Raw genomic sequence first — 25,276 nt, 5'->3', positions numbered from 1 at the left:
CAATGATCTTCAAATCATTACAGGAATCAAGGGCTTGATATTGGCGATATCTCACCAACAAATCATCTGTCGTTAGTGAAATATCGCTAACCGATGTATCGCAAATTAAACGCCCGTGTACACAAGCTTTGTAAAGAAGTCACCTTTTATCACATAGTTGCCAAACAACGGATCAAAGGCAGCGGTCGGTTTGGCGGCGATCACTTCGGGCAAGGTCCGGCCCTGCTTTTTTAGCCTTGCGACGTTATCCCGGACGGTCGCCAGCATGTCATGGAAACGGATCAGCTGTTCGCGGTTGCCGATGGCCCCGTGTCCCGGGATCACGATGGTATGCCTGGTCGTCTGTTTGACGTTAAGATCGGCGGCGGCGATCATGCCGTCGATGCTCCCCCCGGTGGCGTAGTCGATGAAGGGATAGTAGGCATTCCAAAAGGTATCTGCGACATGAAGGATATCCGCCTTTGGAAAGTAAATCGAAGAATCCCCATCGGTGTGGGCCGGCTTGTAAGTCTTTACCTGAATCGATTCTCCGTTGAAGTCTTTTGTAAATGTATCCTTATAGACGATGGAGGGTATTCCCTCCTTCGGCAGGGGATCGAAGGTATAGTCCCACTCCGGCTGATAGACTTTTTTTGATAACCATGCGCGCGTTACGTCCTGCGAGATGATGGTGGCGCCGGCCTCGTGCATCCACGCGTTGCCACTGGTGTGGTCGAAATGCCAATGGCTATTGATCAAAATTTTGATCGGCTTGTCACTGATAGCGTGTAATGCCGGGATCAGGTGCTGTTTTGATACATTGATCCCCGCATCTACCAGGAGTTTGCCGTCCGGACCGTTCAGAACGGCAATATTCCCGCCCGATCCTTCCACCATCGAGATATTCCCTCTGAGCCTGGTGACGTTGATCTTTGCGGTAGCGGCCGCCTTATTGATCTGTTGAACGGGCCCGTCCGCTTTGACCTGTCCAAACAGGTGTTTTCGAAATGCGAGCGCCCCGACTGCAAGGACACCTGCTGTCGTTAGAAACCGACGTCTGTTAAATTGGTTGTTGTTGGTATACATATCTGTTATTTTTAAGCCTTTTTTGCGAATCCCTGGCAGTTGCCCTTAGCGCAATATTGTGCCAGGACATAACTTGTTATGTACAGGGCTTGTATGCGCTTGGTCCAGATTTTTCTTCGTCGATATATCGGAAATTCTAACCGCGACATTGAAATAGCAATGATGACCTATTCAGGTATTGACCATCATTCATCGGCATGAGCCGTTGGTGCCGTTGTCGGCATTTCAACAAGCGGGCTGGCATTCGCGACATATCGGTGCTGCCAAACGCGAGAACCTGGCTTAGCGGACTGTTCATCAGCCTGTTAATTCCTGGTATGAAAGTTTGAACACAAAAAAATAAACATCATGACAACCAAATTAAAACCAGCGGGAAGGCTACAGGGGAAGATCGCATTGATCACCGGGGGAAACAGTGGGATTGGACTGGCCAGTGCCAGGCGCTTTGTGGCGGAGGGAGCATTTGTTTATATCACCGGCAGGCGGCAGAGCCAGTTGGACGAAGCCGTCGTTTCCATTGGACACAATGTGAAAGCCATCCGGGGGGACGTCAGTAGCCTGACAGATCTTGACCATATCTATTCGGAGATTGCGGCCGGACACAGGGGTCTGGACATCGTCTTTGCCAATGCCGGGCTGGGTGCTCTCGAGGCGCTTGGCCATATCACCGAAGAGGGGTTCGATCAGGCGTTCAACGTCAATGTGAAGGGGACCCTCTTTACCGTTCAAAAGGCCCTGCCCCTACTCTCTCCTGGCGCATCGATCATCCTCACCGGATCCTCCACCGGCTCAAAGGGAACGGCGGCCTTCAGTGTGTATAGCGCCACGAAGGCCGCGATCAGAAATTTTGCCCGAAGCTCGGGCATTGGACCTGCGGGGAACGACTATCCGGGTAAATGTGTTATCCCCCGGCGCGACTACCACACCGGGTCTATTGAATTTGCTGGATACCACCGGTGCCCAGCAACAGGCCTTACAGAGTTTTTGCGATCAGTCGCCCCTGTCGAGGGTTGGCGATCCGGAAGAAATCGCATCGGTGGCGGTTTTCCTCGCGTCTGATGACAGCACGTATATGACGGGAAGTGAAATTTTTGTAGACGGTGGACAGGCGCAGGTATAAACTGGCGTCCTTTGTGGCCTATGCAAGGTATAGGGTTCATCCCGGTGACAAACAACGGTTCGCCGAGGCCATCAACTTGTATCGTGCCCATGCGGAGGCGGCAGCCGGAAACCTCTATTTTCATTTTTCCTGGTGCAAGGTGGATACAAACATCTGCATCCTATCGGAAGGTTGGACCGGCGAGGCCGCGATTGACCTGCAATTGGGAATCGAACCCATTCAAAACGCTCTGAACACGATGATCGAATGTCTGCGGATAACCGGCGGGCGAACCACGTTCTTTATGGTGTATTAAAAAGAGGGCCGGGTTGACCGGCCCTCTTTATTTCGGTCACTTGCCGACTTTCGTCGCCGCTGCCATGATCACCGCGGCCACTTCTTTTGGATGAGTCATGAAAACGACATGACTCCCCCGATCTGTGTTATGATGCTATTCGACCTTTTGTAGCCGTTGAGGGTGATGACGGGATTGATACTCCTGTCCTCATTCGATGATATGCCAAAGGTCGGCCTGGTTTTCCAGGCTGCTTCTGTCACGGGCGTTTCAAACGCTTCCACCGGGATATATCCGGAGGAAGCATACATAAAATCGGCCATCTGCTGGCTGACATCGGCGCAAAAGCCCGCATGAAATTTCGCCTTGTCATAAAAGATATTACCCTTCTCATCCGGCGGGAGCGAGGCCATTTTCGGGAAGAGGCGGCGCGCCTGAAGCGAGCTTGACCGTGTTCTCGCCTACTTCCGGCTGAAAGCCGTTCACATAAACCAGCGCTGCAACTTTTGGATGAACGCCCGCCTGTGTGATGACGGTACCACCCCAGGAATGGCCAACCAGGATCGCCGGACCGTCCAATTTATCGAGGGCGGCGTTGGTGGCTGCCACGTCAATTGCTAAGGCATTTATGCTCAGGGGATCAGGTAAACCGCGAGTTGCACCGGCCAGCGATATCCAGCGATTTTCAATCAGATTGTCGATATGTCACCGACGGCAAGTCTTTAGTGGTATTTCAATCGGGACAGCCCAAAATATCGGCATATCGGTACGAGGCTTTTGCCAATTCGAGTCTAATTTTCTAATTGTTATGTGTTTACAGGTTGGCACCTTTTTCTAATAGGGTTCAGGCATCGCAATACATTCAAACTTTACACGTATGGGTCTATCAAAAAATACACCGGGCGCTTTGCTGGCAGGGATAATGGTCCTGTTCGGCAGTGCAGTCTATGGTCAAGGCGGGTCGCCCACTTATCAGGATGGCATGACCGTGAAACTGGACAGTACAGGAAAGAAATACATCCGTTTCCTGATTTGGAGTGATTTTATGGCTCGCTATACCCGGCTCAACCCCGGGACGGCGGTGAACGGTGTCGCCAGTGACGGCATGTTCGATTTCAGCGTAAGACAGTTTCGCTTCGCTGTATATACCCAACTCAGTCCCCGCTACCTGATACTGGCCACGGTTGGTATGGATAATCAGACCTTTTCCAGCGGAGGTACCGCCGGAGGGGGAAACACCGGTAACGGGGGCGCCAGCTTTGCGGGAACATTGGGAAAGAAGCCAGATATCTATGTACACGAACTATGGAACGAATTTACTGTTGTCCCGGATAATGACTTCACGACAAAAAAGCCAAACTTTGCTTCCTTATATATCGGAACGGGGTTGCACTACTGGGTCGGGATCAGCCGGATGAGCTCGCTGAGTTCCTTTAACTTCCTGGCGGTGGATGCGCCGCTGTACAACTGGCCATTAATAGATAATTCAGATCAACTGGGCCGGCAAGTTGGCGTGTACATCAAAGGCAAGATTGGCCCGGTGCCGTATCGCTGGGCAGTTAACAAGCCTTTCACGGTTATCAATCCGCCTGTTGCGTACGCCGCAAATGCGCCCGAGCTGAACTATGCGGTCGACAATAACGCGGAAGGGAAACTTTCGACTACGGGCTATGCTTCCTGGGATATCTTCGAGCAGGAGAACAGTCTGGTCCCTTACACGACCGGAACCTATGTTGGTACCAAAAAGTATTGAATATTGGCGCCGGCTACTATTATAGCGCCGATGCGACATCGACGCAGGCAAACAACACGGGTGTGTCGCCCCTTATCAAGCACGATATCGCCATATGGGCGACCGATGTATTTGCGGATCTTCCATTCGGCGGCAGTCGGGAAAATTGGGCTGTTACTGCTTATGAGTGTTTATTACCACGATGATTTCGGACCGAACTACTTAAGGAACGGGTCGGTTATCAACGAAAATGTCGGTCCCGCCAAAAATTACAATGGCACCGTTTCCCAGGCAGGTTTTGGCAACCTCGCGCCGATTATCGGGACGGGATCGTCCTGGTTTACGCAAGCGGGTCTGCTGCTCCCCAAAACGCTATTGAACAGTAGTGCGGTACGACTGCAAGCTTTTGCCGAATATAGTCTCCAGCAATTTGAGCGGTATGGGGGTTCCAAATTCACCTGGTGGAGCGCCGGGGGAATGTTTACCTGGATGGCCATCATGCCAGAATTTCTTTCAAATATCAGACGAGGCCCATTGTGGCCGATAACCGGCAGAGTTCCTCCAAAGGAACGTTTGTCCTTTCAACCCAGGTATTTCTGTGATGCTCATTTGCAGTTCTTTTGTCAAATAACTTCAACAAAATATGCGCCGTAAATCTTCGTCCGCTCCAACATGCCTCTTTTGCAAATTTGTAGCCGCTGCCCTTTCTTTTACCCCGGTAGCGGCACCTGCTCAGGGAAGCGCCAAACCAGTCCCCACTCAGCGTACCGACCTGCAACGACATGATATTAGTGTTCCTGGAAGGGAAATGATCCAGGTTCGGGTAGATTTTCCGTCCGGCGCGTTCGCCGCGAACCACCGCCATCCCGGTGAGGAGATCATCTACGTCCTGGAGGGTACTGTAGAATATACACTGGAAGGGCAACCCCCGATAACATTGACAAAGGGTGGTGTCCTGTTTGTCCCCGCGGGTGTCATTCACTCAGCAATCAATGTTGGAAAATCGCCGGCAAGCGAATTGGCGACTTATATCGTTGAAAAGGGGAAAGCCGCTTGTAGAATAGGCCATGCTCGTCCGGCCGCGTATCATTCCACCCTCAGGCTTTTCACGGGGTTGGCCCTGGCCGCGCGGATGGTCTGCCAGCTGACGGTGAGCAGGGCGATCACCGTCGCCGCGGCGCCGGCCAGCACAAAGAGCCACCAGGGCATCGTGGTGCGGTAGGCGAAGTTTTGCAGCCATTGGTGCGCGGCCCAGGCTGCGAGGGGCGCGGCGATAAGGGTGGAAAGTCCTACGAGAACGACGAACTCCCTGGACAGCATCGACACCAGTTGGGGGACGCCTGCCCCCAGGACCTTGCGGATGCCTATCTCGCGTGTGCGTTGATTGGCGGTAAAGGTCGCGAGGCCAAAAAGTCCCATACACGAGATGAAGATGGCGATACCCATGGCGATGTTGAGGATCTGCGATGTCTGCCGTTCCCGCTGATAGAGTCTTTCCATGGATTCGTCGAAGAACTGTGACTGGAATGGTGTTCCCGGGTATAGATGTTTGAAGGCCGATTCCATATTTGTGAGCAGGGACTTTATTTTTCCTCCGGACGCTCCGGCGCTGGAAAGTTTTACGCTAAGGTGAAACGCCATGGTCTGGTCGTATGAGAACACGAAGGGGCGGATCTTCGTGTGCATGTCGTCCGAATGGAAATCTTTCACTACGCCGACGACAAAAGCAGTCGTCGCCAGGCCGGAGACCAGCTGGCGGCCGACGGCGTCGGCGGGCCGCCGGAAACCGAGGTCCCTTGCCGCTGTTTCGTTCAGGATAATGGCACGGTAACCGGGTTGTCCCGGGGCGGTCTCCGAAGCCGGAATGGTTTTCCTTGTCGAGTCCGAAAGATAGAAATTCCTCCCGGCGACTAGTTTCAGCCCGTACAGGGATAGATAGCCAGTGTCGACAGCGTCGGCTTCCGGGGTGATCTTGACGTCCGTGGCTCCCTGGTATTCAAGAAGAGTACCGAGCATAAAATGGCTTTGTGATTCGGGGTCGGCCGTGTTGAGGCTGACCTGCTGCACGCCGGCGAGATCGCGGGATATTGGCGGCCGAGGACCGATTTTAGGTTTTTTGGCTGCTCCCTGGGAAGATCGATCGAGACGATGGCGTCTTTGTCAAAGCCGAGGTCGGTGTTGAGCATATAGCGGATCTGCCGGCCCACCATCATGGTGCCGATGATAAAGACCAGGCTGACTGTGAACTGGAAAACGATGAGGCTTCTGCGGAGATAGCTCCTGGAGTTGAGCTGCGGGGCGCCCTGCCCTTTGAGGCTGAGCACCGGCAGGAAAGACGAGAGTGCCCGGCCGGGATACCAGCCGGCGATCAGACAAGTGACCACCATTGTAGTGCCTATAAAGAGCAGTGTACGCGGGTTGGTGATATGGAGCCGGAGCCCTTCGGGAATAAAACCATGCAGAGCTGCTATAACGGGATTGGCCAGCAGCAGTGCGATGGCCATAGCGGCAACGACGACGATGCCTGTTTCTGCGAGGAACTGACGGACGATGGCGCCGACGCTGCTGCCCATTACTTTGCGTATGCCTACCTCTTTTGCGCGCAGGATCGACTGTGCCGTGGAGAGGTTGATAAAGTTGATCGCGGCGATGATGAGGATGAAGAGGGCGATGCCGGCCAGGGCGATCAGCGTAGGCTTGTGCGCCCGGCGACCGTAGGTATCACGGTATGTCGCATTGAAATGGATGTCCGCCAGCGGCTGCAGCGACATTTTACCCTGAATGCCCGGAGGGAAATGCATGTGCCTTTGGTAGAAGGCGTCTATTTGTTGTTGCGCCTGGGCGACTGTGATCCCAGGCGAGAGCTTAACGTAGACATTTTTGTCGTTGCCCCACCTGTTCCATCCTTTGGCGTAGCTGCTGAGAAAGCTGTTCGCAAGGGTATTATAGGAGATGAGGTCTTTGAATCCAAAGTCCGTATGCTGGTCCCAGTCTTTTACGATCCCTGTGACAGCGACCGTCAGTGAATCTTCGCACACGACGGTGCGGCCCATCCAGTCTTCGGGTGCTCCGCTCCGGAAATAGTGCTTTGCCTCGGATTCGGTCAGCACTACGGAAAAAGGCTTCTGCAGGGCCGTTGCGGGATTGCCTGCCAGCCACTGATAGTGGAAGAATTTGAGGTAGTCCGAGTCTGCAAAGCAGATGTGATACCGATCGCTTTCGCTGATGTCGGGAATAATCCGTGGCGGCCGGCCTTTTAGCGGGACCAGCACTTTAGTATAATCGGTAAAGAGGGTGGTAACGGCGCTGAAGGCGGCTTCCTCGTGACGGAGGTCGGGGCCGACCGCCGCTGCCATGCCGGCATCGCTGTGTTCCATGCCGTGGTGGTTGGAGGTGGTGACGAGCCGGTAGATCCGGTCCGCGTCCGTATGGAATTTGTCGTAGCTGAATTCGAAGGTCACGTACAGGTAGATGACTACGCAGGAGAGGATGCCGATCGTGAGGCCGAGGACGTTGATTCCGGTCGTCAACTTGTTCCGGCCCAGGCGGCGCAGGGCGAAAAGCAGCTGTTTCTTTAGCATGACGGTGAAGGTTATGCTGAATCGCAGCTAAAAGGGAGCCATTTTTACGACGGGTTGACCGTCTGATGATTATCGCAGGAATTCGGCCGGAGTTGTACGATTCTGATACAGTCGGTGTACGGTCTTTGCTGCGGTCGGGGCCGAAGAAATTCCTAGAGGTCACAAGCGAATATCTCATTAAATTCGGGGCAAAGTTCCTTGATTAAACAAATCGAAAATCCCCGAATATGGCGCATATAAAACTGACAAACGAAGAGCTGCCCGGCATCGTCGGTCTGCTTAACTACAGTCCCGCTACCGCCAAACCCCTTCTCGAGCTGGCCAATGTCCTGCTAAGGGAGGACAACACGCTGTCGAGGACAGAGAGGGAGATTATTGCGGCTACCGTTAGCTACCGGAACGACTGCCATTTCTGCCATACGTCGCATGCGGCCGCGGCGGTGGCCCATGCCGGCGCCGATGTCAGGATGATCGACGATATCAAAGCGGGTCTCGTCGAGACAACGGTCTCCCCAGGCTCAGGGCTTTGTTGAACATCGCCCTGCACGTCCGGGACGGGGAAAAACGGTGACGGAAGAAGATATCCGGCTGGCGAGGGACAACGGCGCTACAGACAAAGAGATCCACGACACCGTGCTGATCGCCGCGGCCTTCTGTATGTACAATCGCTATGTCGATGGCCTTGCCACACTGGGCGCCGCCAAATAACGAGGACTACCTCGAGATGGGCCGCAATATCGCCGAACACGGGTATGGCTATTCTCTGCGGCAGTCTGCCGGCAATGAATAATTTTTTCTATAAAAAAACGGCCGGGCCCGAAAATGCCCGGCCGTTCTGTTTCCCGTCTCTATGGTTGTTCCGATACCGGTATCGGGAACCTGGTCCAGACGTCATCACCGGACCGGTCGACCGGCAGCTGTGAAAGGAGTCCATAGCGCCTCAAATCGACCCAGCGATGCCCCTCGCAATACAGCGAAAATCGCCGTTGGTTGAGCATTTCCGTTAGGAGGGCGGGCTTGCTCACGGCGCCCGCATAGGGTCCGAGGTTGTGCGCAACACGGATGGCGTTCAGTGCCACTACCGCATCCGGAAGGTTTGTCAGCTGGATATTGGCTTCCGCGTAAATAAGGATCAATTCTTCGTTCCGGATGATCGGCACGGCTGCCGTACCCGATGTATACACCCATATGTCCCTGTTGCTGGAAAGTCCGTTCAGCGAGGCCACCGACTGCCGCAGCGTCGCCTTGGAAATGCGGTCATCGCCGGCGCTGATATCCGACGCAAAGGACGGATGCGCCACCCGCAGTTCGCCGGTCTGGTTTTGCGGGATAAAGAAAGTATTCAGCTGATCGCCGGTGCCGGTGCCAAAGACGTGGTAGACGCCGGTGGCAAAGCTGGTCTGAAGCCCAAAGAAACTCTGGTTCAGGTCGGTCAGCGCCGACACCCAGTTTTGCCGATAGACATCGACGCGCGCAGCCAGCGCCCTGTTCACCTTCAAGAGCCCCGCCGCGTCGCTGAAATTCCCGAAGCCGGCCAGCTTAAAGGCAACTGCTGCGCTACCCAGATCGCTCTTCGCCGAATCCAGCAGGGAAGAGATGGCCGCCAGTGCACCTGAGGGAGGAACCAGCGGTCCGGGATGATCGGGGTCGGCGACGTCGATGCGAACGCCGTTGCTGTCAACGAGATTGAGGAGCAGCAGCAACTGGTAGGCCTTTATTGTCCGGGCAAATCCCATATAACCGCTTCGCTGGGCAGCGGTGATCGATTTTGAATTGGTCGCCGCCTGGATCAGGATATTGCAGTTTTTGATCACCTGGTAGCGGGAGGCCCAGGGGTTGGTGATATAAAAATTACTGTTGCTGAGCGTCGCCGCGTTGGCGCCGAGAAGATCGGTCACATAGCGCGGTTCGGACGTAGAAAAATGGTATAGCTCGCGGCCGATGGTGCCGACGTCGTCCAGATAGAGCGCCAGGTTGGTGCGCATGCCTGATTCGGTGCCGCTGACGAGGTTATTCAATTCGCCGGCTGTGGCGTTGGAGGTAAAATCTTCGACGGTGGCGTTGTTCAGGTTGCCAAAATCTTTCTTGCAGCCGCCAAGCAGGACTGCCAGACAAAGAAACGGCCATCCCAGGTGTAAGATATTCTTGTTCATAATTTTTTCTTTTCCAAAGTTTAAAAATCGAAGGCAAGGTGGAAATCGGCGCGTTTGCTGGCGGGATAGGGGTCCACGTCTACGCCGCTGGAGAAACCGGTTCCAAAATTGGACACCTCAGGATCGTAGGCCTTGTATTTGGTGACCGTCCAGAAATTGTTTGCCGACACGCCGATACGGATGCCTTTGACGTAGCTGACGGGCGATCGTTTCACCGTATAATAGAGGCCGATCTCCCGCAGCCTGAGATAGCTGGAAGTCTGTACAAATTCCTCTGCGCTCGTGCCCACCTGCATAATGCGGTAGACTCCGTCGGGGACGTTGAGCTTGTTCGTTACCTTGTCAAAGTCGGCGCTGGTGCCGCCAAAGTCATTTTCGAGGCTGGTGAGATTGACGTTCTGGCCGCCCTTCTTCCAGTGCAGCAGGAAGCGGAGGCTCCAGCGATCGTTGAGTGTAATTTCGTTATACGTGCTCATCTGGAATCTTGGTTCCGCATCGCCCAGCAGGCCTACACCGGTGCCGTTGAGCCCGAGGATCTGCGTGGCGGATTTACCCTCCTCGGATCTGGAACGATCCCAGCACATAGCCGAAGGAGCCCTGAGGCACGGACGGGATCGACAATTTTGTCACCTTGCTGCGGTTGAGCCAGAAATTCAGCGAAGTTGTCCAGCTGATATTCTTAGTTTTCACCGGGCGGGCATTCAGTCCCAGTTCGACGCCCTGGTTGCGAAGACTGCCGGCGTTGACCCATTTCGTCGTGAAGCCGGAAGAGGCCGCGAGCGAACTCTGCATGAGGAAATCGTCGATCGTCTTGTGGTAGTATGTCAGCACAAAGCCCAATCGGTCCTGCAGCACGCTGAAGTCGATACCGGTCTCGAATTCGCCCTGGCGCTCGGGTTTGATATTCGCCTGTCCTTCCTGTGGCAGGACGATCACGCCTGGATTGCCGGTGATATTGGAGATCCCGAGCGAAGTAAATTTGCTGCCGTAGGCGGGGACGTTGTTGGCCTGGCCATATGCGGCGCGGATCTTCAGGTTCGAGAACAGGCCGTCTCCGACGATGCCCGCCCTGGTAAGGTTCCAGGACAGACCTGCCTTGGGGTAGCTATAGAATCTGGCGACGTCGCCGTTGTTCGAGCTCCTGTCGAATCTTACGCCTGCTGTCAGCGTTAGCGCCTCGTTGATGCTGGCTTCCTCCTGTACAAAGATCCCCTGGTTCTGGTATTTGGTACGCAGCTGCGTGGCGTTGAGTGCCCCCGCCTGATCGACGTTGGACTGGCCGGAGATCAGCTGGGTGGCGATATTCAGGAGGTTGTAATAGTCGCCCGTTTCCTGCGTGAAGCCCGCCGAGGTCGTCAGTGAAAGACGATCGGAGGGCCTGAGGCTGTTGACCAGCGAGAACGTATAGTTGGTATTGAGGTTGTGCGTATTCCCCTGGATGGAGGTGCCTTTGTTGACGGCCTGAAACTGCAGTTCGGCAGGGAAGAGCACGGTCGTAGCCAGATCGTAAAAGTCGATCCCGCCGGTGCCCACGAGTCTGGTCATGCTTCGGTCGGATCGCTGTAACTGGGCGTCGAGGCTGATCCCGGTGATGAGCCGGTTGACCGATTCATTGTTTTTCATCAGCGCGATCGTCTGCAGGGGATTGGATGAGGCGAAAGGGTTGCTGGGGTAGTTGCCGTTGGCGTCGGGGTGCAGCTGGGCAAAGGAGGGTGTTGATGAAAGCGCGATCCCGAGAGACACACCGGCGTTGTCGTTGCCCTGTATACCACGGTCGGCGGATGAGTTGATATAGGTGGTGTTCATCCCGATCCGGATATTGTCCGTGAGATGATGGTCCACGTTGAGACGGAGACTGCTGTTCCGGTATCCCGTGTTCTTCACGATGCCCTGTTCGTCCTTTTGCGCGGCGGAGAGATACACACCTCGTTCTTGCCGTGCCGCCGCTGACCGAGAAGACCGTATTCCGGGCAAACCCGGTATTGCCATAGATCTCTTTTTCATAGTCGTAGATCTGTCCGGCGGATTGTGCGGCGGTAAATTGCTGGCGGAGCGCGGCGCTCTGGGTCGGGTCGCTGGACAGGCTGGCCGCTTTGCCGGCGTCGAACTGCCGGACGCCAAGCAGCTTGCGGACCTTGATAAAGCCCAGGTCCTCGGAGGCGGTCACCTTTGTGCGGCCTTCCCTACCCTTCTTTGTGGTGATGACGATCACCCCGCCGGCTGCACGCGAACCGTAAACGGCGGCAGCCGAAGCCCCTTTGAGGATCTCGATGTTTTCGATATCCTCGGCCCGCAGGTCGGCGATACGGCTGGAGGGATTGTCCTGGATGCTGGTAGGACTTCCCCCACCCTGCGCCCCCGTGACTGCATTAAGGCTCAGCGGAGGTCGACGTGTTGTCCACATACACCCCGTCGATGACATAGAGGGGCTGGGTATTACCAAATACGGAAGTAACGCCGCGTAGTTTGACGCTGATGCCTCCGCCTGGCGCTCCAGAGTTGGCGTTGATATAGGCGCCGGTTACTTTGCCTTCAAGGGCGCCGCGTCGAAGGTCTGTGCGGGGGCGACGCCGTTGAGCTCTTTCGAACTGATGGTCGAGACGGCGTTGGCCAGGTTCCTGCGTTTGATCGTCGTCGAGAGACCGGTGACGACGACCTCGTCGAGGTGGGTGATATCCTCTTCGAGGCGGATCTTAAGGCCGGACTGCACGTCGGCGATCGTCTGAGTCCTGTAGCCGGCGCTGCTGACGATCAGCCTGGCGCCGGGGGAATGGTTAGCGTGAACTTCCCGTCAGCGTCGCTGGTGGTGCCTTTGCCGGCGGGTTGTACGACGATGCTGGCGCCGCCGACGGCGTTACCGGAGGCATCAGTGATCGTTCCGGTGATCGTCGGGTTTTGGGCTATAAGTCGGGGTGATAGGAGGAGGCAGCAAGCCAGTCCCGCCAGGAGATAGAATAACTTTCTCATGATAATTTTTGGTTACGTAGGTCAAAAAATCAGGTTAGCGAACCGGCTGCTGCAGCGAAAAGATATGTTTTCCATATCCGCGCTCCGCCACCTGGCGGGCTCTTGGTTCGTAGGTGTTCAGGTCGGCGGGCGTGTTTGCCGCCAGTCCGTCGACATACCGGTTGAAAAGACAGAACGCCGCGGCGATCAGTACCGTGTCATGGATATCCTTGTCGGTGGCGCCGGTGGCGCGGGCTCGTTCGATATCCTCCGGCAATACCGCCTTCCCGCTGTGCTGCACCTTGCCGGCGATGGCGAGGAGAGCTTTCAGCTTGTCGGTGATCGGCGCCGATTCAGGATCGGCGCGCACGGCGTCGACGACGGCCTTTGCATCGGCCCCGGCCATCTCGCCGCCAAGATAAATGCACGCAATGGCCCCGTGGGAATTGTGGCAATAGAAGCAGTCGTTGAGATAAGATACATAGGTGGCGATCGAGCTCGCGCTCGGCCGGGGAGAGGCCTTCGGTATCCCGGAGCAGGATATTGGCGAGGTCTCCCAGCGGTTCGGCCGTTTCCGGGCGGAAGTTCAGCAGACCGCGGATGCCGGCCAGTTCATTATTTACTGCAATATGAGGCATGGTTAATTTTTTTGAGATCATTCTTTCGGACGATCATTTGTAAAGATCAAAATCGATATACCCTTCTTCCGCGCGGCGGGGCGCCCGATCGACGTACACCTGCCGGTCTTGCGGCGCCCAGGTTGCCGGGCCGTCGACATAGCGGTTGTACATACAGAAGGCGGCGGCTAGTGAGCACCGTGTCGTGGATCTCGCGGTCTGTAGCCCCTTCGGCCCCGGCCTTTTCGACCAGAGCTGGCGTGACGTGACGTCCTCCGCGCCGGACGGCGGCGGCAATGGGCAGCAGGGCCTTCATCTTTTCGGAAATAGGGGCTTGCTGCGGGTCGAGTTTTATTGCGTCGATCGTTGCCATATCGCAGCCGAGATAGTGCTGCGCAAGACTGCCATGAACATTCTGGCAGAAAAAGCAGTCGTTCAGCGAGGAAGTATAGGCGCCGATCAGCTCGCGTTCGCCGCGGGAGAGGGAATTGTCGTCACTGCGAAGGAGTATTTCCGCCAGCTCGTTCAGCGGGCGTGCGGTTGCGGGGCTATACGCCATCGGCCCCCGAATACCCGGAAGGTCGTTGCCCAAGTCGATGTGTGCCATGTTGAGAATAATATGTGGTTGCGAGACCGATTAAGAAAATGAATGAAAAAATGAAGATCGCGTTGCCATACCCGCCCAGGGCCGTGACCAGTGCGCCGACAAAGAACACCGCTGTCCCCGTGAAGAGCCGGCCGAGGTTGAAACAGAATCCGGTGGCTGCCGCGCGTATCGCCGGCGGGAACAACTCCGGTATATACGCCGAAAGCGCGCCCTGACTGATGCCGAAGAAGAAGGCGAGCACGGCGGTCTCCGGATACGCGATACCCGAGAAGGAGTGATTGCCCTTGAACAGCAGGAAGGCCATCACGAAGCAGACCGAAAAACAAAGCAGCATGGTCCTCCTGACGCCAAGGGCGTGCATGATCCAGCCCGAGGCGAATCCCCCCAGCAGGCCGCCGCCACCCATCAGCATCATGCTGATACCGCGGTCCTCGGTGTGCGTCGGCTCCCGGCGCCAGGCTCTGCACCCAGCTGGGAAGCCAGTCGAAGATCGCCCACATGCCGATGAGCATCGTGCCGAAGATGACGGAGCCACTCCAGAGATTAGCGCGATAAGGGGCTGCAAGGAAATTGGTGGCGGTCGTTTCGCGGTCCTTTGTTTCGGCGGCATTGTTGGCGCGGGTAAGCAGGCCGAGCAGTCCGATGACGACCGGGAGGCTTCCGACCAGGAAGGCAAGGCGCCAGACGGGCAGTAGAAAATTGATCAGGCCGGCCGAGAAGATGCCCAGCGGTATCGAGATCGACAGGATCCCCAGCGCGACGACGCGTGGTTTGCCGGTCCATAGTTCGGAGACCACGATCGTCGTGGTCACGAGGACACCGCCGACGCCAAATCCGGAACAAAACCGGCATATGGTGATCAGTCCCCAGCCCGGGGCCGCCGAGGTCAGCACCGTAAAAATGCCGTACCACAAAGTCGCAAAGGCCATAGAGCGCATGCGACCGAAACGGTCACAGACAATGCCCCAGAACACTCCGCCGAACATCCAGCCGAAGATAAAAATAGAGTTGATGGTCGCCCCTACCCTGTTGAGCTCCCCGGGTGGCAGCTTTCCCTGGAGATCGTTGACGACTACCGGCAGGAACACGGACATCAGCGTCATGATGATGCCGCCAACCATGCTGCTCAGAAAACAGAGAATGAAGATGCCGGTCTTTTTCATGATGATTGTTTTAGGTGTTCATATCCCTGTGGGAGGCGGTTGTACCCATGGTGGGTGATCCGCTGACCGAGGCCTTCATAAAATGCCGGGTCGGTCGGCGTCACGGTCGCCAGGCCGTCCACATACCGGTTGTACAGCGAGAACAGGGCTGCGATCAGTACTGTATCGTGGATCTCGCGGTCGGTCGCGCCTTCATCCCCTGGCTAGTGCGACCATTTCGCTTGTGACGTTCTTTCCGCTGCCCTGTACTGCGGCGGCGATGACCAGGAGGGTCTTCATTTTTTCGCTGACAGGCGCCTGGCTGAGATCTCCTTTGACCGCCTCCGCGGCCTGGTTGTCTTCCAGAAGGATATTGGCGGCGGCCGTATGAGCGGCTGTGCAGAACCGGCAGTGGTTTCTGGAAGAGACGACGGTGGCGATCAGCTCCCGTTCGCCTTCTGTCAGTGTCGATTCTCCCCTTAATAAAATTTGCGTCAGCTCGCGGATAGGCTTTGCGCTATCGCGGCGATATTCGAGCAGCCCGGTAATGCCCGGCAGGTGCTCTTCCAGTAGGTATGTAAGGCATGATAATTTTTTGAAAAATGCGAAATGCGCCCTCCCTTTCGGGAGAAGCAGCTGTAAAAGGACGAGTAAGGCTAGATGAAGGTGGCTGGCGGCCGCTCGGTAAGAAAATGAACGCCGGCAGGGATCAGCAGTTGATAATAGCAGGACCTTTTTGCAAGGCCGCGATCCACCTGGCCAAAAGACCAGGAAGCCGGCAGAAGATAGGGGTCGCCTAAATAGCTTTGGCCCAAGCCCTCATGCGATCCTTTCGGATGCTGCTGCGAGGGCCGAAGATCGTTGACGAGGGAAAAATAGATATTGCTGTTCGTCTTCAGGCGCTGGATGACGGTATTGGGGATACAAAGGTATTCGGCGGAATCGTTCAGGATCCTGCGGCCCACAAACTGGTACGGCACGCCGTCGACGTCGATCCGTCCTTCGATATGTTCGAATTCGGCGGACTGATTGAAATAGGAAAGATGTGTGGTGGGGACCTCGATGTGCAGCAGCTGATCGGGTCGATATTCCGCCTTATCCAATTTTGCCTGCAGTTGACGGGTGGCGCGGTCCTGCAGGTATTCGTGCAGGGCACGATATCCGACCCAGTTGAAAAGGAAGAGTCCTCCAAGCAGTATGGCAGCCAGTTTACGCAATCACCATCAAATTACGGAAATTTTCGAAATATAGGCCGATCAATTACCTAACGGCGACCGTCCCCGGGTGGAAAGTTCGCCAGGAGTGCCAGAATTCCTGATAGGCCTGTACGGGCTGCAGCTGCGCGCCTTTCGAGTGGTCCGTCGATACAGCTGCCGTCCGGCCCCCAGCTGCTTTGCGTGTTGACGTCCCGGATCGTCTTCGCGGTAGCGTCATAAACGAACTTCAGGCTGTCGTTATAGGACAAGGCATGAAAGGTCCTGTTATCGGGCTCGATGGTCAGCAGCAGGTGTACTCTGCCAATCGTATCCGGAATCACGCGGTCCCTGACCAGATTGTTCCAGTCGTAGGCCTTACTTCTTCCCCGGCGTTGACGCCGATCACCCAGGATTTGAAATTCCAGGAGCCGGAGTCTCTTTTCTCCAGACTGCTGTTGATGATCCCTTCGTCATAGCCTTTCAGGCTGTCGTATTTTCTGACGAAGTTGGGATCGGGCTGCATCGTCAGACTATTGGGATGCAATGCCTGCCAGCTGGCTAGTGTCATCTGGGCGGAAGCGACCTCTGCCAGTTGTTGTCCCTTCAGCGGGCCGGTGATCGCCTTTCCCGTAGCCTGCTGCCACCAGCTATGCGTCTCTTCGTCTTCGAACATTGCGTTGAAATGGTCCATGCCCACGAGGCGGAATGCGGCATACCGGCCCTGTATAATGGGACTATATACCCGTCCGGTCCGGCAGACCGTGCAATAGGTGACCAGTATCGGCTGACCGCCCAGTGTATCCTTTACCTGATGGTGATAGCCGATGATCTCGATGGGATAGGACTTCGCGGCTCCCTGGATAGCAACGCCGATGACCAGCCTTTGCTTGTCCGTGCTGTCCATGGCAAATTGCTTTACTTTCGGCTGATAGAACATTTTATCGGCAAGAAATCTGAAATTGAACATATAAAACACCCCGCCATACAGCAATAGTAACAGGACCAGCACGATCTTCAGGCCAACCCTGCCCGAACGGAGATAGTGGAGCAACGGCCAGACGACCAGCGCGAGTCCAACGATCCGCAACCAAACTATATTCCGGTCCAGAAAATAGGCGAAGCCAACCGTATCATGCCGCTGACTCCCCGGAAAGGGCATGATAAAATATACGCGTAGTATCTCAAGGGCAAAGAGCAAGATCAACCCGACCCACAACAAAAGCGATTTTTTCATATATGGCTGTTTAATTCAAAGCTATTTTCCTTTTTCGGCCTCTGCTGTCCGTTATCTCCACGGACGAGACCGTACTGTCAATTGTGATGAATCTCCCCGACTGGGAGAGAAAAGAGCTCCCATATCCCGTCTCACGAAGCTGGTTCCTTCCATCCCTGTACCGGACCAGCGCAGCAACGTCGTCCGCATTCAATGGCAGGAACCGGCATTTCCTGTTCAGGGAGAACAGTTGCAATGGCCCCTTATTCTGGCTCGCGGCGATCAGGTACCTGCCATCGGCGCTTCTTAGTCGTACCAGTGCCTTGCCGTTCCCCGGGATAAAGATCCCGCTCTGCACTATCGGCAGCGGTGTGAAGCCTCCCTTTCCATCGCCTTTCAGGACCAGTGCCATTCAGCGCGTCGTAACGCCCATAGGAAGGCATCGTCCCAAAATCATTTGTGCTCATACAAATATCGGGGTTGCCGTCGCCGTCGAGGTCGTCGGTCACCATGCCGTTGATGGCGGAATACTGCGCGATATCCGGCAGGGGCTGTATCGTAAATGTTCCGTTTCCGTGGTTCCGGATAAACGAGCTGTTCATGTCATTGGCCGAATACCGGACGGCGCCCGACAGCTCGTGCGGCGTAAAGATCTGCGTAAAATCCGTCGTTGCAAACTTGTTATACGTCAGGAATCTTTTCTTGAGAAAAGGCAGCTGAGCGACGAGGTCGTCGCGCGAATCCGAGGCAAACTCCTTCAGCTGTCCGCCCTGCCGGTCTTTTATGAACGAGGTAAGGATGCACTGCGTGATCCCCTGGTTGTAAAAATCCTTCGCATAGACCGACACGGGGTAGTCGTCGCTTGCTTTGTAATACGAGTTCCGCCCGAGATTGGAGACCACAAAGTCGATGTCCCCGTCGTTGTCGAAATCGCCGGCCGTGATGCTAGTCCACCAGCCTGTCCTGTCCCCTACCCCGGACCCGGCGGTAATATCCCTGAAATGGCCGTGGTCGTTCTTAAGCATCCTTACCGGCATCCATTCTCCCGCCAGCACGAGGTCTGGCCAGCCATCGCTGTCAAAGTCGGTCCAGACGGCGTCGCATATCATCCCTATATCCAGCAGCGGCTTTGCGATGGTCGCGGTGACGTCGGTAAATTTCAGGTGCCCCTTCTTTGAGTCGTTGCGATAAATGGCGCAGGAGACCGGTTTCGGATAGTTGCCGGGGAGCACGCGGCCCGCGACAAAGAGGTCGAGGTCGCCGTCGTGGTCATAGTCGATCGCCCCTGACACAGGACTTGCTCGTAAAGTTGCGCGGCAGGGCCAGCGTATCGGGGGTAAAATTGCCTTTTCCGTCGTTAATATACAGTCGGTCTTCGAAGGAAGGGTCGTTCGGGTGGGCGGAGTATCCGCCGGCGGCGATATACAGATCGAGGTCGCCGTCGCCGTCGGCGTCGAATAAAAGCAGTCCCAAATCGTCCCGGTTCTTTTTTTCCTGCCCGGGCAGAACGTTCCTGTTGACAAATGTTCCATCGCGCTGCTGTTCCAGCAAGATAGTGGGATTGGGGCCGTCTCCGCCAATAAAAATATCGTCGAGGCCGTCGCCGTTGACGTCGCCTGCGGCCATTGCGGGCCCGTATTCGGACAATTTATGCGGCAGCAGTTTCTGGATATTGAAATCGATAAAATCCCGTTGGCTGTCTTCATAGTGGATCTTTGCCGGGTCGTTCTCCGGCCGAAACCAGGCCCGCCCTGCCACGCTATTTTGTTCCCATTGGTAAGACTTGTTGGCGGCACCATGGGTGACCGTTATCTGTTGATTTGGTTTCAGGTTCGTGAGCGCCTGTTTTTTGCCATCCGGCCATTTCACGACCAGCGAGTCGATTCTGGTCGTCGTGCCCAGGCCGAAATGCGGGTCCACGGACATCGTGGAAAGATAACCGCGGTAGGGTGTCTGTTCGTATACCTGCTGCTTCCCGTCGTAATAGACGGCTATCCAGGCCCCGAGGCCGTTGCGGTTGAGCGAGCCGCCGACCAGCTTTATCGCCAGCCAGCCCGTGGACCCCGACGAAATATTTCGGTAAACAAAAGGCTCGTCGTTGATATTATTGATGACGAGGTCGAGCTTTCCGTCGTTGTCCAGGTCGGCATATGCGGCGCCATTGGCAAAAGACGCCGTTGTCAGTCCCCAGTCGTTGGAAACGTCGCTGAACGTCGTATTTCCATTATTCCGAAAAGCGTAGTGCTTCAGTTTCACCTGCGGGATCTTTCCCAGCACTTCTTTTTAGATTTGTAGGCGAATGCCTGCTCGCGGAAAGCGATGAAATCGTGATCCGTAATGTCTTTGGGATAGCCGTTGGTGATAACGATATCGCGGAACCCGTCGTTGTCGAAATCCTGCACGAGCGGCGCCCAGCTCCAGTCAGTAGAAGAGATCCCGGCCCAGTAGCCGATATCGCCGAAAAACGGGATCGCCCACCGAATCTTTATTCCCGACGCGGGGGCCCATATTCAACTGCAGCGTATTGCGGACGTACTGGTACTGATAGCCGAATGAATCGTTGTTCACATAATTCTGATAATTATACGCGGGCATCAGCATTTTCTTCCTGTAGTTGTCCTCCGGGTCCATATCCATCTCCACTACGTCGGCAAGGCCATCGTTGTTGATATCGATCACGTCCTGCCCCATCCCGTTGGCGGACGTGTGTTTGAAATAGCTGGAGGCCTTGTCGGTAAAGGTGCCATCGTGGTTGTTGATATAAAGGAGGTCATTCGACAGAAAATCGTTCGCTACAAAAATATCCTTCCAGCCGTCTTTGTTGAAGTCGGCAATGGTTGCGCTTATGGCCGAGTCCTTCGATCGTAACGCCCGCCTGTCTGGTAACGTCCGTGAATACTGGATGGTGGAGACCGGCATTCCAGTCGTTGCGGTAAAGCCGGCCGGTGCTGGGAGAAGAGCCGTCCTTTCTCTTAGGCCGGTAGACGGAGGGGTTCCTGTCGTCTTCCATTTCGTTCACGGTAATATAGAGGTCGAGGTCGCCGTCGTTGTCGTAGTCGAAAAAATTGGCCATGGTGGAAAAAGACCTGTCATTGAGTCCATACTCCCCGGCCATCTCCCTGAACACGGGTATTCCTTGCTTATTCAGGCCCTGGTTTACGTATAGTAAATTTTGACGTCGTTGAGAATCGGGTAGTATGGTTGTACAGACATAGAGATCGGGCAGCCCGTCATTATTGATATCGACGACGGCTACGCCGCGGCACCATCGGTGGTCCCCGTCCGCTTTCGCCATGTCGGTAACGTCCTCGAATCTAAAATTTCCTCTGTTGAGATACAGTTTGCAGGGCACCTGGTTCCCGGTAAAATAAAGATCCGGCAGACCGTCGTTGTTGAAATCGCCGATGCCAACACCGCCGCCGTTGTACATGTTCGGCAGGTCGAAGGGGTTGATGGTATCGTTCTCGACGATATGATTGATGAAATGTATATTGGAGTGAGAAGAGGGGACCGCCTGAAAAACGGTCTTTCGATCCTTACACGAAGCGATAAGAATACATAAAATGACCAGGCTGAAAACAGGATGACTTTTCATTCAGGTTCGCGACCGGACAGGGCAGCGCTCAAAACGAATGTACAAAAAAAAGAATGTGAAATACCGATAGTTGTTAATAAATATAGTAGCTTCGGAAGCTAAGACATAAACTACTCACCATGAAAAAGCTACTGTTTATTGCATCTATTGCCGGACTGGCCCTCGCATGTAACAACGAAGCCAAGCCGACGGCGACCGATTCGACTGCTGCTACTACTCCGGCGCCCGCCGCGGCAGACTCTTCGGCTTCGAACCAGGCGATGCTAAAGGACGGATTGATGACGATGAAGGACAGCAAAATGATGATCGTAAAGAACGGCGCGTGGGCGGCGATGGACTCCGCTGTAACGTGCACCAATGGCCGCAAGGTCGCTGTGGACGGAACCGTATCCAAGGGTGACAAGAAAAGAAAGATGGAAGAGGGGATGATGATCGACAAGGACGGCCAGCTCATGGACAAGAACGGCAAGCCGATGGATACCAGCGGCTGGGATTAATTTTTATTTGATCAGGGCATAGCCGCCGACAACTACCTTTCGGGTTTTGTGAAAGTTGCGCCATGTATGCCAAAATTCATTATAAGACTGGACCGGCGCCAGTCTTTTTCCTTTAGGACTCCGTCGAAGCATAGACCGTCCATGGTCCAGCTGGAATTCGTATTCTCGTCCACCAGCAGGTCCTGGTCAGCCGGTATTCTGAAACTGAGCAGGCTGTCTCCTACCCTGCGGTCATAGACGTGAAAAGAAGCCGAGTCTTTTTCTATCGCCAGCAGGATCGGCATCTTGTCGACGGAATCCTGTATGATCCTTTTTGCACGAGGTCGTTCCAGTCATATGCCTTTGACCCGTCGCTGTTCGTCACGCCGACGATCCAGGAATTGTGCTGCCAGGCGGAGGTGTCCCGCCTTACGAGGGCGCTGCGCATCGTTCCCTTGTCGTAGTCCTCCAGTTTGAAATATCGGTCCATGAAGAGCGTATCCGGCTTCATCACGAGGGAATTCGGGTATTCCCTGAGCCAGGCCGCCAGGGTCAACTGGGAGGAGGGGAATTCCCTTCAGTGCAGAGCCTTTCAACGGCCCCGTGATCGAGACGCCCGTCGCCTGCTGCCACCAGCTCTTTGTCGTGGCGTCCTCGAATACCGCATTATAGTGATCCATACCCACAAGCCGGAAGGTCTCCTGCTTCCCGTTGATGATCGGGCTGAATACCCGGCCTGACCGGCAGACCGTGCAATAGGTGACCATTACAGGAGTCTTCCCGATGGTGTCGACCACCTGGTGGTGATAGCCGATCAGCTGAATTGGATAGGCCCTTGCCTCGCCGTCGACGACGATGCCGATGACGAGTTTTGACCTGTCCATATTGGTATCGGCCGCGGTGCTGAAATCTTTATTGACGGGCTGATAGAAGATCTTGTCAGCGGGCAGGCGGTAGTTGGTCGCCAAAAACACCATGGCGTAAAAGATCAGCAACAGCGGTAGTACGATCCGCTCCCAGGTGCTGCCTCTTTTAAAGACTGCAACCAGTCCAAAGAAGGACAGGACCAGCACAACGACGCGGATCCAGACGATCCACCGGTCCAGCGTGTAAGCGAATTGCAGCGTGTCGCCGGACTGACTGCCGGGAAAAGGCATTAAAAAGTAAACCCGTAGTATTTCTGTTGCGAGCAGGACGAGGAGTGCGGCAATGAAAAGCAGGCGCTTTAGAGCAGCGGGTAGTTTTGAATAAAATTGAATAGTGTGTCTCACCATATATCGGCAGCAATTCGTCCACAGCAGTTTGGCCGGTTACACAGGTAATTTACAGAAAATAGTCGAAAATCGATAAAAATCGACTGCCGCCGCTACTTCACAAGCCCCGCATATCTGTCCCCGGATGGCAGGTAACCGGCCTTATAAATCCCCGGAAGCGGCGTGTCCCAGTGCGCCTTTAGCGATGCTGGTATTGGTTGCTCTTCCATAGTGGGCTATTTGAATCAAGGTTAACACGATCAGGTACAGGATTACAACTGTTGTAACTGCCAGCAGGGCCCCGGCAAGAATCCTGTGCACGATGTCGGGCTGCCATTTGGAATACCGAAAACAGGCGATCGTGACGGAGGCCAGCGGAAAACTGACGGACCACCAGGACACATGAAATGGACATAGCGTCGGCAGTAAGAGGATCTTGCTGCCGAATAACAGGAAGTAAGAACAGCGTAAAGTAGAAAAATGCGCTGGCCGCAACGTCCTGACCACCGACCAGCCCTTCGTACCCTGAAAATGCCAGGGCAAAATGGCGCCGCCAGTATTAACAGCGATGGTCTGGCTGTCTGGTTCAGTTGTCCCTGAAAAAAAGCCGGGCGATGATGATCGTCATCAGCATGATAATGAAAACGATACCTATTCCGAAGAACATCAGGCAGAGCTCGTGGGTATATCCGGATTTGAATGAATTGCCGACGATCGGCACGTTTAGTGTACCTGTAACCGGGAGCACCCAGACCGGCATCGCGCTCTCCGGTGTCTGTTGATGCCCCATCCATTTGCGTAGTACAAATATTGCAAATAAAAAGATCAGGGCTACGCCGATCAGCCAGACGGACCCGGCGACCAACGGCGACCAGGCCATGAGGACGCCGGGCAGCAGCAGGAGTGATATGATCACCGTGGAGAAGAAAGCTAGCGAGACCGGATCCCTGAACTCAGCGGCTACGAGCTGCAGGGTGTCTCGCCCATTTGGTCAGATACGCCACGGTCAGCGTCAGGAATGCCAGAATTGCCGCCCAGCCTATAACGGTCGCGGGAAAACTTCCTACGTGCCATGTCTGGTCAGCAAGGCTCCAGGCGAAGGAGAGCGCCGTCAGTCCCATAACGCCTCCGAATATGCTGACCGGCATAAACTCAAGAAATGAAAGGCTTTTGTTGTTCTTCCATATCCAGGTATTTGTTGGGGTTTGATTTACTGCCTTGCCGCGACTGAAAACGGATAGATCCGACCCCGGTACCCGATCATCGGATCGGCGGGTTCTATTCCGTCGGGAAGGTTTGTAGGGAGGAACGAAAGGCCTTTGTGCTGTTCGGGTGTAAACTCCACTATTTCCCGAATTTCTATCTCGCCGAGCAATACCGGGGGCGGCTATCGGGCCAGGCCAGAGAGGGATCGTCTATTTTGTCTCCGTCGCCTGACAATTGGGCGAAATAGTGGAACCGGAAAGGTCTTGCGGGCAAACGTCGGTGAATCTCTTCGAACATGTAGTTGGAACCGGCGGCGGCGGCCTGTTTTTCCGTCACATAGGCCTCTCCTTCTTCCGGATGGAATTGATACCGGACGAAATGTGTCTCGCCGTTTCGATTGGTAAATTTGAAGGCGTTGACTCCATAGTAGATCAGGCTGGAGAAGCTTGCCGGCAGGGTGCAGATATTATTGAAAATTTTGGCACGGGGATGCGTTTCATAGAAGATATCGAGCGGCGTTGGCCTGAGAACGTCGCCTTTGCTCTTCCAGGTTGCCACCAGAAGATCGTGAAACTCGTCTGTAGTTGCGGCAGGAAAGCCGTTGAAACTATGACAGACGACGTCCGTGTATCTGCCATCGATCATCATAAACCGGATAGACATTCCCCGGGGATTCGTTTCCGATTTGGCATCGCAAATGCTGGGGATGCCGGTGTTGTCCGAAAGGCGGACCAGCACGGTGCTTGGCTGATCCTGCAAATGAAATGCTTTTGTGAGACTGGCCGCCTCTTTACCTGGAAGGAAGACGCCCTTCAGAAGTATTCCCTTTGCGTGGGTGGCGCGGTCGTGATTGTCTCCAAAAACCAAATGAAGGTCTTCGACGAACTGGCATGGTGGTACCAAAGGGCCGTGTTCATTGTTCATAGCATCGACATTAAGTGATTAATTTGTGAATGTACACAGGAGAACAGGCAACTGCTATGCCATTTGGTAACGCAGTGATTCTCTTATCAGTGAACTCCTGAGTTCGGTACAACCTAACGATCACACGTAAATTTCCGCTGAAAAAAACGTCAGGTCGAGGTTTTTGTCAGCAAATC

General features: G+C 54.9%; 37 protein-coding genes and 4 pseudogenes. 9 read left to right on the top strand and 32 right to left on the bottom strand.

Translation table 11 applies throughout. From position 1 onward, the window contains the following. Positions 1–105 precede the first annotated feature (105 nt). Entirely contained in the window at positions 106–1,065 is a 960-nt protein-coding gene (locus ACQ86N_RS15295) for an MBL fold metallo-hydrolase (protein WP_431215893.1), read from the bottom strand. Between the two features lie 348 nt (positions 1,066–1,413). Between ACQ86N_RS15295 and ACQ86N_RS15290 the strand changes: the two are divergent. From ACQ86N_RS15290 to ACQ86N_RS15280, 3 genes and pseudogenes are all read left to right on the top strand, one after another. After that, positions 1,414–1,911: pseudogene (locus ACQ86N_RS15290) on the top strand (SDR family NAD(P)-dependent oxidoreductase); the annotation flags it as partial. Continuing rightward, positions 1,877–2,185: an SDR family NAD(P)-dependent oxidoreductase gene (locus tag ACQ86N_RS15285; RefSeq protein ID WP_431217428.1), complete on the top strand. Its 309-nt coding sequence runs from the start codon at positions 1,877–1,879 to the stop codon at positions 2,183–2,185. The pseudogene ACQ86N_RS15290 and the gene ACQ86N_RS15285, both read left to right, overlap by 35 nt. A gap of 13 nt (positions 2,186–2,198) precedes the next feature. Continuing rightward, positions 2,199–2,480, top strand: a complete 282-nt coding sequence (locus ACQ86N_RS15280; protein WP_431215892.1) for a putative quinol monooxygenase — start codon at positions 2,199–2,201, stop codon at positions 2,478–2,480. Positions 2,481–2,575: 95 nt separating this feature from the next. On the opposite strand, the gene ACQ86N_RS15275 is transcribed toward ACQ86N_RS15280, so the two are convergent. Both ACQ86N_RS15275 and ACQ86N_RS15270 read right to left on the bottom strand, forming a co-directional pair. Beyond that, positions 2,576–2,872, bottom strand: a complete 297-nt coding sequence (locus ACQ86N_RS15275) for a hypothetical protein (protein ID WP_431215891.1) — start codon at positions 2,870–2,872, stop codon at positions 2,576–2,578. Further along, on the bottom strand, positions 2,850–3,128 hold the full coding sequence (locus ACQ86N_RS15270; protein ID WP_431217427.1) for an alpha/beta fold hydrolase: 279 nt from the start codon (positions 3,126–3,128) through the stop codon (positions 2,850–2,852). The genes ACQ86N_RS15275 and ACQ86N_RS15270 overlap by 23 nt, the downstream gene beginning before the upstream one ends. Positions 3,129–3,336: 208 nt before the next feature. Between ACQ86N_RS15270 and ACQ86N_RS15265 the strand changes: the two genes are divergently transcribed. Both ACQ86N_RS15265 and ACQ86N_RS15260 read left to right on the top strand, forming a co-directional pair. After that, positions 3,337–4,212 carry a hypothetical protein gene (locus ACQ86N_RS15265; RefSeq protein ID WP_431215890.1) on the top strand — a complete coding sequence of 292 codons (876 nt, stop codon included), beginning with the start codon at positions 3,337–3,339 and terminating at the stop codon, positions 4,210–4,212. Between the two features lie 622 nt (positions 4,213–4,834). Further along, positions 4,835–5,155, top strand: a pseudogene (locus tag ACQ86N_RS15260) (cupin domain-containing protein); the annotation flags it as partial. A gap of 122 nt (positions 5,156–5,277) precedes the next feature. On the opposite strand, the gene ACQ86N_RS15255 reads toward ACQ86N_RS15260, so the two are convergent. Both ACQ86N_RS15255 and ACQ86N_RS15250 read right to left on the bottom strand, forming a co-directional pair. Then, positions 5,278–6,207 carry an ABC transporter permease gene (locus tag ACQ86N_RS15255; protein ID WP_431215889.1) on the bottom strand — a complete coding sequence of 310 codons (930 nt, stop codon included), beginning with the start codon at positions 6,205–6,207 and terminating at the stop codon, positions 5,278–5,280. Beyond that, complete coding sequence (locus ACQ86N_RS15250; protein WP_431215888.1) at positions 6,108–7,772, bottom strand: ABC transporter permease; 1,665 nt, start codon at positions 7,770–7,772, stop codon at positions 6,108–6,110. The genes ACQ86N_RS15255 and ACQ86N_RS15250 overlap by 100 nt, the downstream gene beginning before the upstream one ends. Positions 7,773–7,999: 227 nt before the next feature. Here ACQ86N_RS15250 and ACQ86N_RS15245 point away from each other — a divergent pair, with 227 nt between their 5' ends. Both ACQ86N_RS15245 and ACQ86N_RS15240 read left to right on the top strand, forming a co-directional pair. Further along, positions 8,000–8,305: a carboxymuconolactone decarboxylase family protein gene (locus tag ACQ86N_RS15245; RefSeq protein ID WP_431215887.1), complete on the top strand. Its 306-nt coding sequence runs from the start codon at positions 8,000–8,002 to the stop codon at positions 8,303–8,305. Positions 8,306–8,339: 34 nt separating this feature from the next. Further along, the gene (locus tag ACQ86N_RS15240; protein ID WP_431215886.1) at positions 8,340–8,480 is read left to right on the top strand and encodes a hypothetical protein; all 141 of its coding nucleotides are present in this window, start codon (positions 8,340–8,342) and stop codon (positions 8,478–8,480) included. Between the two features lie 140 nt (positions 8,481–8,620). On the opposite strand, the gene ACQ86N_RS15235 is transcribed toward ACQ86N_RS15240, so the two are convergent. The 7 genes from ACQ86N_RS15235 to ACQ86N_RS15205 all read right to left on the bottom strand — a co-directional run bounded on the left by ACQ86N_RS15235 (position 8,621) and on the right by ACQ86N_RS15205 (position 13,277). Continuing rightward, positions 8,621–9,925 (bottom strand): RagB/SusD family nutrient uptake outer membrane protein, encoded by a 1,305-nt coding sequence (locus ACQ86N_RS15235; RefSeq protein WP_431215885.1) that lies wholly within the window; start codon positions 9,923–9,925, stop codon positions 8,621–8,623. A gap of 20 nt (positions 9,926–9,945) precedes the next feature. After that, positions 9,946–10,509, bottom strand: coding sequence for a hypothetical protein (locus ACQ86N_RS15230; protein ID WP_431215884.1), 564 nt, complete (start codon positions 10,507–10,509; stop codon positions 9,946–9,948). Continuing rightward, entirely contained in the window at positions 10,475–11,623 is a 1,149-nt protein-coding gene (locus ACQ86N_RS15225; RefSeq protein WP_431217426.1) for a TonB-dependent receptor domain-containing protein, read from the bottom strand. The genes ACQ86N_RS15230 and ACQ86N_RS15225 overlap by 35 nt, the downstream gene beginning before the upstream one ends. Further along, on the bottom strand, positions 11,535–12,347 hold the full coding sequence (locus tag ACQ86N_RS15220) for a TonB-dependent receptor plug domain-containing protein (protein ID WP_431215883.1): 813 nt from the start codon (positions 12,345–12,347) through the stop codon (positions 11,535–11,537). The genes ACQ86N_RS15225 and ACQ86N_RS15220 overlap by 89 nt, the downstream gene beginning before the upstream one ends. Before the next feature lie 99 nt (positions 12,348–12,446). Next, entirely contained in the window at positions 12,447–12,635 is a 189-nt protein-coding gene (locus tag ACQ86N_RS15215; protein WP_431215882.1) for a hypothetical protein, read from the bottom strand. A 41-nt stretch (positions 12,636–12,676) separates the two neighbouring features. Next, a complete protein-coding gene (locus ACQ86N_RS15210) occupies positions 12,677–12,892 on the bottom strand; it encodes a carboxypeptidase regulatory-like domain-containing protein (protein WP_431215881.1) in 216 nt (71 codons plus the stop codon). Positions 12,893–12,926: 34 nt separating this feature from the next. After that, the gene (locus ACQ86N_RS15205) at positions 12,927–13,277 is read right to left on the bottom strand and encodes a carboxymuconolactone decarboxylase family protein (RefSeq protein ID WP_431215880.1); all 351 of its coding nucleotides are present in this window, start codon (positions 13,275–13,277) and stop codon (positions 12,927–12,929) included. A 79-nt stretch (positions 13,278–13,356) separates the two neighbouring features. Between ACQ86N_RS15205 and ACQ86N_RS15200 the strand changes: the two genes are divergently transcribed. Continuing rightward, positions 13,357–13,515, top strand: coding sequence for a hypothetical protein (locus tag ACQ86N_RS15200; protein WP_431215879.1), 159 nt, complete (start codon positions 13,357–13,359; stop codon positions 13,513–13,515). A gap of 40 nt (positions 13,516–13,555) precedes the next feature. On the opposite strand, the gene ACQ86N_RS15195 is transcribed toward ACQ86N_RS15200, so the two are convergent. From ACQ86N_RS15195 to ACQ86N_RS15130, 14 genes and pseudogenes are all read right to left on the bottom strand, one after another. Next, the gene (locus tag ACQ86N_RS15195) at positions 13,556–14,095 is read right to left on the bottom strand and encodes a carboxymuconolactone decarboxylase family protein (RefSeq protein ID WP_431215878.1); all 540 of its coding nucleotides are present in this window, start codon (positions 14,093–14,095) and stop codon (positions 13,556–13,558) included. Next, positions 14,037–14,510, bottom strand: coding sequence for an MFS transporter (locus ACQ86N_RS15190; protein WP_431215877.1), 474 nt, complete (start codon positions 14,508–14,510; stop codon positions 14,037–14,039). Before ACQ86N_RS15190 ends, ACQ86N_RS15195 begins: the two co-directional genes overlap by 59 nt. Before the next feature lie 103 nt (positions 14,511–14,613). After that, positions 14,614–15,189: pseudogene (locus ACQ86N_RS15185) on the bottom strand (MFS transporter); the annotation flags it as partial. A gap of 261 nt (positions 15,190–15,450) precedes the next feature. Beyond that, positions 15,451–15,702, bottom strand: coding sequence for a carboxymuconolactone decarboxylase family protein (locus ACQ86N_RS15180; protein WP_431217425.1), 252 nt, complete (start codon positions 15,700–15,702; stop codon positions 15,451–15,453). Positions 15,703–15,893: 191 nt separating this feature from the next. Then, positions 15,894–16,454, bottom strand: coding sequence for a hypothetical protein (locus ACQ86N_RS15175; protein WP_431215876.1), 561 nt, complete (start codon positions 16,452–16,454; stop codon positions 15,894–15,896). 47 nt (positions 16,455–16,501) lie between these two features. Next, positions 16,502–16,774 (bottom strand): hypothetical protein, encoded by a 273-nt coding sequence (locus ACQ86N_RS15170; RefSeq protein ID WP_431215875.1) that lies wholly within the window; start codon positions 16,772–16,774, stop codon positions 16,502–16,504. Then, a complete protein-coding gene (locus ACQ86N_RS15165) occupies positions 16,771–17,667 on the bottom strand; it encodes a DUF3179 domain-containing (seleno)protein (protein ID WP_431215874.1) in 897 nt (298 codons plus the stop codon). The genes ACQ86N_RS15170 and ACQ86N_RS15165 overlap by 4 nt, the downstream gene beginning before the upstream one ends. A gap of 10 nt (positions 17,668–17,677) precedes the next feature. Further along, the gene (locus tag ACQ86N_RS15160; RefSeq protein ID WP_431215873.1) at positions 17,678–17,902 is read right to left on the bottom strand and encodes a hypothetical protein; all 225 of its coding nucleotides are present in this window, start codon (positions 17,900–17,902) and stop codon (positions 17,678–17,680) included. Between the two features lie 7 nt (positions 17,903–17,909). Beyond that, positions 17,910–18,938 (bottom strand): FG-GAP repeat domain-containing protein, encoded by a 1,029-nt coding sequence (locus ACQ86N_RS15155; protein WP_431215872.1) that lies wholly within the window; start codon positions 18,936–18,938, stop codon positions 17,910–17,912. Beyond that, positions 18,916–19,923, bottom strand: a complete 1,008-nt coding sequence (locus ACQ86N_RS15150; protein ID WP_431215871.1) for an ASPIC/UnbV domain-containing protein — start codon at positions 19,921–19,923, stop codon at positions 18,916–18,918. Before ACQ86N_RS15150 ends, ACQ86N_RS15155 begins: the two co-directional genes overlap by 23 nt. After that, positions 19,899–20,048, bottom strand: a complete 150-nt coding sequence (locus tag ACQ86N_RS15145; protein WP_431215870.1) for a hypothetical protein — start codon at positions 20,046–20,048, stop codon at positions 19,899–19,901. Before ACQ86N_RS15145 ends, ACQ86N_RS15150 begins: the two co-directional genes overlap by 25 nt. Before the next feature lie 19 nt (positions 20,049–20,067). Beyond that, the gene (locus ACQ86N_RS15140; protein WP_431218074.1) at positions 20,068–20,337 is read right to left on the bottom strand and encodes a hypothetical protein; all 270 of its coding nucleotides are present in this window, start codon (positions 20,335–20,337) and stop codon (positions 20,068–20,070) included. A 9-nt stretch (positions 20,338–20,346) separates the two neighbouring features. Further along, positions 20,347–20,427, bottom strand: a pseudogene (locus tag ACQ86N_RS15135) (hypothetical protein); the annotation flags it as partial. Beyond that, entirely contained in the window at positions 20,417–21,241 is an 825-nt protein-coding gene (locus ACQ86N_RS15130) for an FG-GAP repeat domain-containing protein (protein WP_431215869.1), read from the bottom strand. The pseudogene ACQ86N_RS15135 and the gene ACQ86N_RS15130, both read right to left, overlap by 11 nt. A 119-nt stretch (positions 21,242–21,360) precedes the next feature. Between ACQ86N_RS15130 and ACQ86N_RS15125 the strand changes: the two genes are divergently transcribed. Then, positions 21,361–21,738, top strand: coding sequence for a DUF6799 domain-containing protein (locus ACQ86N_RS15125; RefSeq protein ID WP_431215868.1), 378 nt, complete (start codon positions 21,361–21,363; stop codon positions 21,736–21,738). A 32-nt stretch (positions 21,739–21,770) separates the two neighbouring features. Here ACQ86N_RS15125 and ACQ86N_RS15120 read toward each other — a convergent pair whose 3' ends face one another. The 6 genes from ACQ86N_RS15120 to ACQ86N_RS15095 all read right to left on the bottom strand — a co-directional run bounded on the left by ACQ86N_RS15120 (position 21,771) and on the right by ACQ86N_RS15095 (position 25,100). Further along, complete coding sequence (locus ACQ86N_RS15120; protein WP_431215867.1) at positions 21,771–22,022, bottom strand: hypothetical protein; 252 nt, start codon at positions 22,020–22,022, stop codon at positions 21,771–21,773. A 48-nt stretch (positions 22,023–22,070) separates the two neighbouring features. After that, positions 22,071–22,991: a DUF3179 domain-containing (seleno)protein gene (locus ACQ86N_RS15115; protein ID WP_431215866.1), complete on the bottom strand. Its 921-nt coding sequence runs from the start codon at positions 22,989–22,991 to the stop codon at positions 22,071–22,073. A 141-nt stretch (positions 22,992–23,132) separates the two neighbouring features. Further along, positions 23,133–23,513: a hypothetical protein gene (locus ACQ86N_RS15110; RefSeq protein ID WP_431215865.1), complete on the bottom strand. Its 381-nt coding sequence runs from the start codon at positions 23,511–23,513 to the stop codon at positions 23,133–23,135. Positions 23,514–23,556: 43 nt separating this feature from the next. After that, positions 23,557–23,886 carry a hypothetical protein gene (locus ACQ86N_RS15105; RefSeq protein ID WP_431215864.1) on the bottom strand — a complete coding sequence of 110 codons (330 nt, stop codon included), beginning with the start codon at positions 23,884–23,886 and terminating at the stop codon, positions 23,557–23,559. Between the two features lie 37 nt (positions 23,887–23,923). Continuing rightward, a complete protein-coding gene (locus tag ACQ86N_RS15100; RefSeq protein WP_431215863.1) occupies positions 23,924–24,118 on the bottom strand; it encodes a hypothetical protein in 195 nt (64 codons plus the stop codon). A gap of 211 nt (positions 24,119–24,329) precedes the next feature. After that, positions 24,330–25,100: a catalase gene (locus ACQ86N_RS15095; protein WP_431215862.1), complete on the bottom strand. Its 771-nt coding sequence runs from the start codon at positions 25,098–25,100 to the stop codon at positions 24,330–24,332. Positions 25,101–25,276: the final 176 nt, after the last annotated feature.

It is taken from the genome of Puia sp. P3 (assembly GCF_050632245.1).
In the GTDB taxonomy this organism is placed as follows: domain Bacteria; phylum Bacteroidota; class Bacteroidia; order Chitinophagales; family Chitinophagaceae; genus Puia.
The sequence above is the reverse complement of the archived record's forward strand: the minus strand, read 5'-3'. Positions and strand labels throughout refer to the sequence as shown.